Here is a 280-nt window from a genome sequence, read left to right as displayed (position 1 = left end):
CGATGAAGTCGCACTTGCTGAGGTCGTCACCGTACCGCTTGACCAGCCCGGCCATTTCGCTGCGGTAGTCGTCCACGGCGCTGCGGCGATACCGGCGCACACTCTGCGGGGCGGTGATCTCGGCCAGTCGTGCCGTCCGTTCCTGTCGGCGCTCGATGCTGTCCAGCACCTGCCCGGCCTGCTGCATCAGCTCCGGCCCTGCGGTGGCGCTCTTGCCGCTGGACTCCCGGCACAGCACCCACGGCTGATAGCCGGTGCGGCTGGTGTGCTTGTCCTTGCG

1 protein-coding gene is annotated in these 280 nt (G+C 68.6%); it reads right to left on the bottom strand.

Annotated elements, in window-relative coordinates; genetic code table 11:
- The coding region (locus V0R37_RS21965; protein WP_489685815.1) for a hypothetical protein at window positions 1-280 on the bottom strand (280 nt) is incomplete at both ends.

The sequence above is a fragment of the Pollutimonas rozaliensis genome (assembly GCF_048751585.1).
GTDB lineage: Bacteria > Pseudomonadota > Gammaproteobacteria > Burkholderiales > Burkholderiaceae_B.
Note: the sequence above shows the minus strand (reverse complement) of the source record. Positions and strands in the feature narration are given on the sequence as shown.